Raw genomic sequence first — 6,713 nt, 5'->3', positions numbered from 1 at the left:
ATGACTTACAATTTTAATTGTTATTGTGGGACGCACATCCCACAATCTTGTGGAAGTTATTTAATTCTCATTCCTTATTTTACCGCACTGCTAGATATTAGAGGTTTTTTAGCATAAAAGAGTGCGATCGAGAACCAGCTAAAAAACCCATTCTCGATCGCACTTCCAGATACATTCAGTCAACCACAGTCGAGAGGTAGCAGCAATTAGCCGCCATTTTCGACTAATTAGTAGTCTGAGCTTCCACCAATCTTTGCTTGAGTTCTTCCAGAGCACTCGCCCAGCGCGGATCTGGCTGCACCGAGCCGGAATCAGCGCTCGACACCGTTGTTGCTGACTGATTGCGGCGAGACTTGTTGTTGTCACCCCGACGGCGATTGCTTTTGCTGGAACCGCCTCCACCTTGGCTAGGGGGAGCCGAGCGCTGCTGTTGCTGCGGCGCAGGCACAGGCATGGGCACAGACGCCGATGCCGACACCAACTGCGGTGACTGCGGCGACTGCTGCTGATCGTCTTCGCCCTTCTCAGATTTACCCTTAGAGCGGGGCAATGCCTTCTCTATTTTCAGCGGGTTTTCTTTGAACATCAAGCCGTTATATTTCTCAATAACTTGGTCGGCTTGTTCGTCGGTTAGCACCGTCACAAAACCAAATCCTCGGCATTTTCCAGTTTTGCGGTCTGTAATTACCTTGGTGGTAACAGATTCGCCCTCCGGTGCAAAAACTTCTTGCAATTCTTGGCGATCGAGTTCCTTGGGTAGATTGCCAACATAAAGACGAATAGACATGAAAAATTCCTCCCGACTTGGATTTTAATTAATTTGCTCGAACAGAATTACCTGAAGTCAACTGAATATTGACTTCAGGCAAACACCACATAACCGGAGAATTGGCGCATTCCTCCCACCAACCTTGACAGCTCCCCCCACCTTTTAGAACAAAAAGATGATTTACTCTGATAAGGCCGGAACTTAACCGCCGATGCAGAGAGCTTTTAAATCTCAGGTTGTTGTGTAAACTTTTAGTCATCACTCAAATGTTTAGGCTATTGGCTATTCTGTATTACTTGCTTCCGGTTTTGATTCAGAATGTTTATAGCCAGCGCCGTCTAGAAATTTATGTCCAAGGATGTCAATTGTAAGCGATCGGAATGCCAGTATTCAGTTTAATACAGTGATGGATAAAATGGCTAACATTTTTTCAGCCAGTAATCTTACCTCGATCCTAATCTCGCTCCTAATGCTGAGAACTACTCATTTACCCACTATCCCTTAAATCCGGCCCGGCAGAGTCCGAGCATTCTTTAAAGGTATCACAGCCTTGGTAACAGAGCTAGTTATTTAGGAAGATTTCAGTCTGTATTTAACGGAAACCACATCTGAATCACTTTTGAGAATTCATCCCGCACAGCAAAAATAGCGATCGAAAAAAAACAGCCGACAAGCGGCTGGCTGTACTTGCTGTGTTGGGATGTTGACAATTTTTACGCAATGCCTTAAGGGATTTTAGCCAACTGAAGTTATCGCGCTGTTTGATTCAATCCAATTTATGTAAACTAATGTAACAGACCGCTGGCAAAAAAGCAACTTTTCTTTACGAAGGAAGTTCGGCAACGAGCAATGTACGGGATGTAACGGATGTAACGGATGTAACGGATAGACTGTAGGGTGCGTAGGGAGCAACTCCAGAATCCGATCGCCAATCCCCTGTTTAACTCAACACCGATCGAGGCTGCCCGTTGAGACCGATTCACCTGAGAAGTTGCACCATTCTCAATAAGCTTTTTATGAACAGGCAAGATGCCTGTTCCACAAAGAGTGAATTTTCTTGTGGAACAGGCATCTTGCCTGTTCCTGAGAATGGTGCAAGATGTGAGATCCACCCCACAATCGAATAACTATTCCTCATCTTGGGCCCTGGATAATGATGTATGCGCCCCAAATAGCAGCAGCAAAGGCCAAAACCGCAGACCAAATCGGATGTCCGCTGTCACTAACCCTCCCTCCTTGACTGCGGAGACTTTCAAGGTCGATCGCCACAGTAGCACCCCGGCGCAGCCAACCAGTCGCCACAACAGATGTTCCGATCAAATCGCTAGGGCGAGTAGTCTCTTTGAACAAAAATGGCCACAAAGAGCCAATGTAGCCAAACCTCGAAACATAGTGCAACCTCACCAAACCCGTCGCCGTTTGCAAAATCAAATCTTGTCCCAGCCAATTACTCATATCCGATCGACCCAAAAGTTGCCCTTCCAGCCGCACCGGTTCAGCATCCAGGGGCAAACTATCGGGATTTGACAAAATTTCCGGCAAACTCGGCGAAGCGGTTTCTCGCGGTATAATATCCGGGAAGAAATAATTGATCCGCATCAAAGTACCGATGCTAAATCCGATCGGCAAACAGCCCCAAAGAATAGATCGATCGCCCCAAAGCCAATCCAACTGCCAGATACTCGTCCTCGAAAAAATCCCGCCAATCAGCCAAAGCACTCCGACTATCGCCAAACTCATCGGAATTCCAAAAAACGGCGCACCCTGTAAAAATAGTTTTGAGTCTTTAAATTCGATTATTGACTTAAACAGAGACAATTTTCCTTTCCTGGGTTGTTCTTGCACTCCCGCGTTTGCCAAATCTAACTCTGTCTCTAGCTTCCAGAATTGAGCATAAAGAGCCAACAGCTTCAAACGCTCTCCTAGCAAAGGATGCGCGCGGTTAACCGTCAACCAATTGCGCTCCCGATTGCTGACATCCCACAGCAAAATCTGTTCCAGCGGCGCGTGTAATGCAGCAGAACCAAGGCTTACAGCCTGTCCAACACCTACGGGTAACAATAGATCGAAACTTTCGAGGAAAAAGCTAGTTTGTTTTTGCTGCTCGATATTAGCAGCAATGCCGATCGCAATTTTACCCAGTGCCCGCGTCAAACCGTTAGGATTACCCGTAATTTCCGCAGCAGTGCGATCGCTAAAATATACTCGTCGGCGCGACACCCACAACATCGGCCAGCGCAACAACTTATAAATCCCGTAACTGGTAGCAGAAATTGCAGCGGCCACAAATTTGACAGCAGAACGCAAAAACTCGATCGTCATTAAATCACACAACCGCTCTTGCCAGTGCGCCACCTGCCAATAAATCAAGTAAGGAATCTGAGTCACCAGCAGCGCCAGCGACATCGGCGCAAAATCCCAGTGAGATATATGGCCCAACTCCCGCGCGAAAATAGTGGCAATTTCATCATCCGTCAATTGTTCCAATAGCCCGCGACTCACAGCAATCCGAGCAAAACGGGGCAAACAGCCGTAACTGAAAGCTACAGGAACGTTCAGCGGCAATAGTTTCAGCACCGGCACCGACATATTTTGCTTGGTACAATAACTTCGCAGTACCCGACTAGCTTCCTTGCTGTGCTTGGATAAAACTGACCCGCGCAGAGTTTCGATGCCGCAAAACAGTTTCAGCAGCGCGTCTATCAGCCAAGGAGACGAGGCCAAAAGCAATCCAAAAACCATCTGAACAAACGGAGTTGGATCGCGGTAAAAAAGCTGAATCGGCGCGAAAATAGGCAGTCTACTGAATATGTAAAGCTGAACCAACAGAGAATTAGTGTTTGTCAGCAGGAATTGCAGGATAAACCGGGCTAGGAAAAATAGGGCGATCGCACTTGCAACGGCTTGCACCCGAAACTCCAGCAACTTCAGCGGTTTGAGGGGGCGCGGGCTTTTGGCGCGCCCTGCTTCGCGCCAAGTGAGTTGGTAAGTATCTGGGCTGGCGACTCCGGGGATATCTGTTGGGGAACCGGAACTATTTTCGCCGCTAATTTCTGTATCGGGTGCGGTTTCGGTCGAGTTTTCCGGTTCAGAAGTCTGGCTTGTGGGGGGTGGAGGTGGCGGGGAAATCGGTTGCGATTTGGCGTTTCCAGGCGCTGCAGTCGGCTCTAAAGGTAAAAATCCTGTTTTTTTGTCTGCGGTCGGTCGTAGCGAAGCGGGGCGTAAGCCATCGCCCCCAATCGATTTTTTCGGCGATTTTGTTCCGGCATCAAAGGCGACAAAGCCTGTTTCGGGGGGAGTTCCTGCGGATTTTGGTTTATTTTCCGGTGGTTTTGGGGGGCGAGGGGGGGTTAATTCTGTTAAAACGCGATCGGCCCAAGTTTTGACTTGAGGGTTGGGACTTTTGGCGAGGGAAGAGCACAGGGCGATCGCCTTTTTCAGATTACCGGTTGCTTTGTACGCAGTCACTAACCCCATCTGCGCGCGGATTCCCGACGGCCCATTGGCGGCGGTTTGGGTAACGGATTCTAAAAGGGCGATCGCGGTGGGGTAATCCTGCTGTTTCAAAGCTGCTAGCCCAGCCTCTAGAGACTGTTTTGCAGATGAATCCGCCGGATTTGGATTAGTGGGAGGTGCCATGACTGTGCTTTCGCTAGCGTCCTTTCTAAGATAGCTTGGCTGGTTGATCGATAGCTGTTCTAACACAGCTCTATTTCTCTGTCACCAGTTGTTGCAGTTTCTTCGGCGGTTGAAACCGCTTAGTAGTCAAACTTTCGGCCACTCCAAGCGGACGATCGTTGCGATCGGGCAGGAGTTTAAACCCCTCCCTCAAAGCTAAAGTCTTCGCTATGAAGACTGAATATTTATGCTAAATCCGGGTTAAATACTTCCTTTATCTCTTAGTCCGCGAAGGCGGACTTTGTTTGACAAGAAGCGATTTCAATCGCCGATTCAATCTAATTTTTGCTTATAATTAAATTAACACCTCACCTGCACACTTATGCCAATTGACGACGAAGATTTTGAAAGCGAATCTATTAGCGGCGATCGCCAATTGCAACTATTCACAGACAGGCACGAATTTACCCGCCGATTTGCCTTTTATTTAAACGAAGACCCGCCCCGCGAACAAATTTTGTATTTTTACGGCGATGGAGGCAACGGCAAGTCATTGCTGCTCAAACACTTGCAGGTTAACTGCTGCAAAAGATTTTCGCCGCAGGTTTGGCAACAATTGCGCGCACTCCCAGAATCACAAGCCGCCCAAGTTGCTGATTTTGTCCGCTATGCTGAACCTAAAACCTATACTCCCATACCCGTAGTCAGGCACGATTTCGGATTGATACCGATTAAAGAAGATAAACCGCAAGATAGATTTTACGGCTTGCTGATGTTGCGGCGCAATCTGGCAGAAGCAGCAAAGAATTATAAATTTAAGTTTCCCAATTATGACTTTGCTTGCTTTTGGTATTTGCTGAATAAAGGCGAGTCTGACGCAACTCTCAGCCAACTTTTCCCCGATGATGTAATTCAATTGGTGACACCTGCCATTGAAACTTTTGCGGAATTTCCGGTGGTGGCGCAAGCTGTAGCCGTGATTAAAGGCATAGTTAAATTGAGCGGCATTAAGGGAGCGATGAAATTAATTCAAACTCGCCTGGGTGTCAGCGACGAAAAGGCGGATGAAATTCGCCGCAAAGATATTGATACTGAATTAATCGACTGTTTGCCGAAATTGTTTGCAGGTGATTTGAATGCGGCAATGGCTGGCAGAAACAAACCCGAACGCCTCGTCATGCTGTTCGATACTCACGAGAAATTGTGGGATGAAAAACGCACTTCTCAGGGAATAAATTTTTGGTATCAAGATGAGTGGTTTCGGCGGTTGCTGAGGGCGCTGGATTTCAAAGCGGGGATTGTGGTTGCGGTGGCGGGGCGAGATTGTCCTGTCACACAACTGCGGTGGCCGAATGCGTCGAAGTTTCCGATTCCCGAAGATTATATAGAGAAACAATTGGTTTGGCATTTGTCTCCCGCCGATGCTAGGGATTACCTGCACAAAGTCGAGATTGACAAGGCTGATTTGGCTGAGGCTGTGATTAAATATGCCAGCGTCAATCCTGATGAGAGTTGGGATAATTTGCAGGTACATCCGTTTTATTTGGGTTTGTGCGCGGATGTGGTGCTGGCAGAAAGAAAGCGGGGAATTGAGTTGCTGTCGTCGGATTTTGCGCGGGTTCCGAGGTTGGAAAATAAGACTGCGGAGTTAACGGATCGGTTGCTCAGTTATGTAGATCGCGAAGTGCGATCGGCGGTGCATTCGCTGAGTGCTGGCCGCGCTTTTGATGAGGATTTGTACAGAAAATTGGGAGCAGGCTGTCACTTCCAGGCAAGTAGTGCAAATTTTGAGATTTTGACGAGTTTTTCTTTTGTGTGGAAAGAGCCGCAGCGCGGTGAAAAGTGGTATCGAATTCACGATTTATTGCGGCGCTTGGATGCGGATAGGGATAACGATAAAACTCGCAGAGCTCATGAAGTTTTAGAGCAGCATTACCGGGAATTGGGGAATGTGGCTGAGGCAATTTATCATGCTAATCGCTTGGATTGGGAGCGGGGTGTGAAGGAATGGGCAGAGGTGTTTCATAAAGCTTTGGAAAAGAGTCGCTATGAGGAATGTGAGTCTCTGCTAGGAGTTAGAGATGAGTTGCGGTTTAAAAGTGATTTTGGGCTGGGCGGAATTTCATTATTGGAGGGAGATTACTATGCTAATTTGGCTCGACACGCAGAGGCAAAACAGGAATATTTCGAGGCAGTTGCAGCTTGCGATCGTGCATTGATAAAAACTCCTGAAGATCCTGCTACGCTCAACGGCAAAGGGATGGCGCTGCGAAGTCTCGGTGATTTGCAGGCAAACCTAAGTGAGTTTGAGGCTGCCAAACAGTCT

The 6,713-nt window shown here is 47.8% G+C and carries 3 protein-coding genes; 1 reads left to right on the top strand and 2 read right to left on the bottom strand.

The annotated features are described in order from the left end of the window. Positions 1 to 223: 223 nt before the first annotated feature. Both QUB20_RS24965 and QUB20_RS24960 read right to left on the bottom strand, forming a co-directional pair. Entirely contained in the window at positions 224 to 787 is a 564-nt protein-coding gene (locus QUB20_RS24965) for an RNA-binding protein (RefSeq protein WP_333247343.1), read from the bottom strand. Between the two features lie 1,116 nt (positions 788 to 1,903). Continuing rightward, positions 1,904 to 4,474, bottom strand: coding sequence for a M48 family metalloprotease (locus QUB20_RS24960; protein WP_333291727.1), 2,571 nt, complete (start codon positions 4,472 to 4,474; stop codon positions 1,904 to 1,906). A gap of 295 nt (positions 4,475 to 4,769) precedes the next feature. On the opposite strand from QUB20_RS24960, the gene QUB20_RS24955 reads away from it, so the two are divergent. Then, positions 4,770 to 6,713: hypothetical protein (locus tag QUB20_RS24955; protein WP_333247348.1), on the top strand; the 1,944-nt coding region annotated here is incomplete at its 3' end.

The organism is Microcoleus sp. B4-C2 (assembly GCF_036705265.1).
Lineage (GTDB): Bacteria > Cyanobacteriota > Cyanobacteriia > Cyanobacteriales > Microcoleaceae > Microcoleus.
Note: the sequence above shows the minus strand (reverse complement) of the source record. Positions and strands in the feature narration are given on the sequence as shown.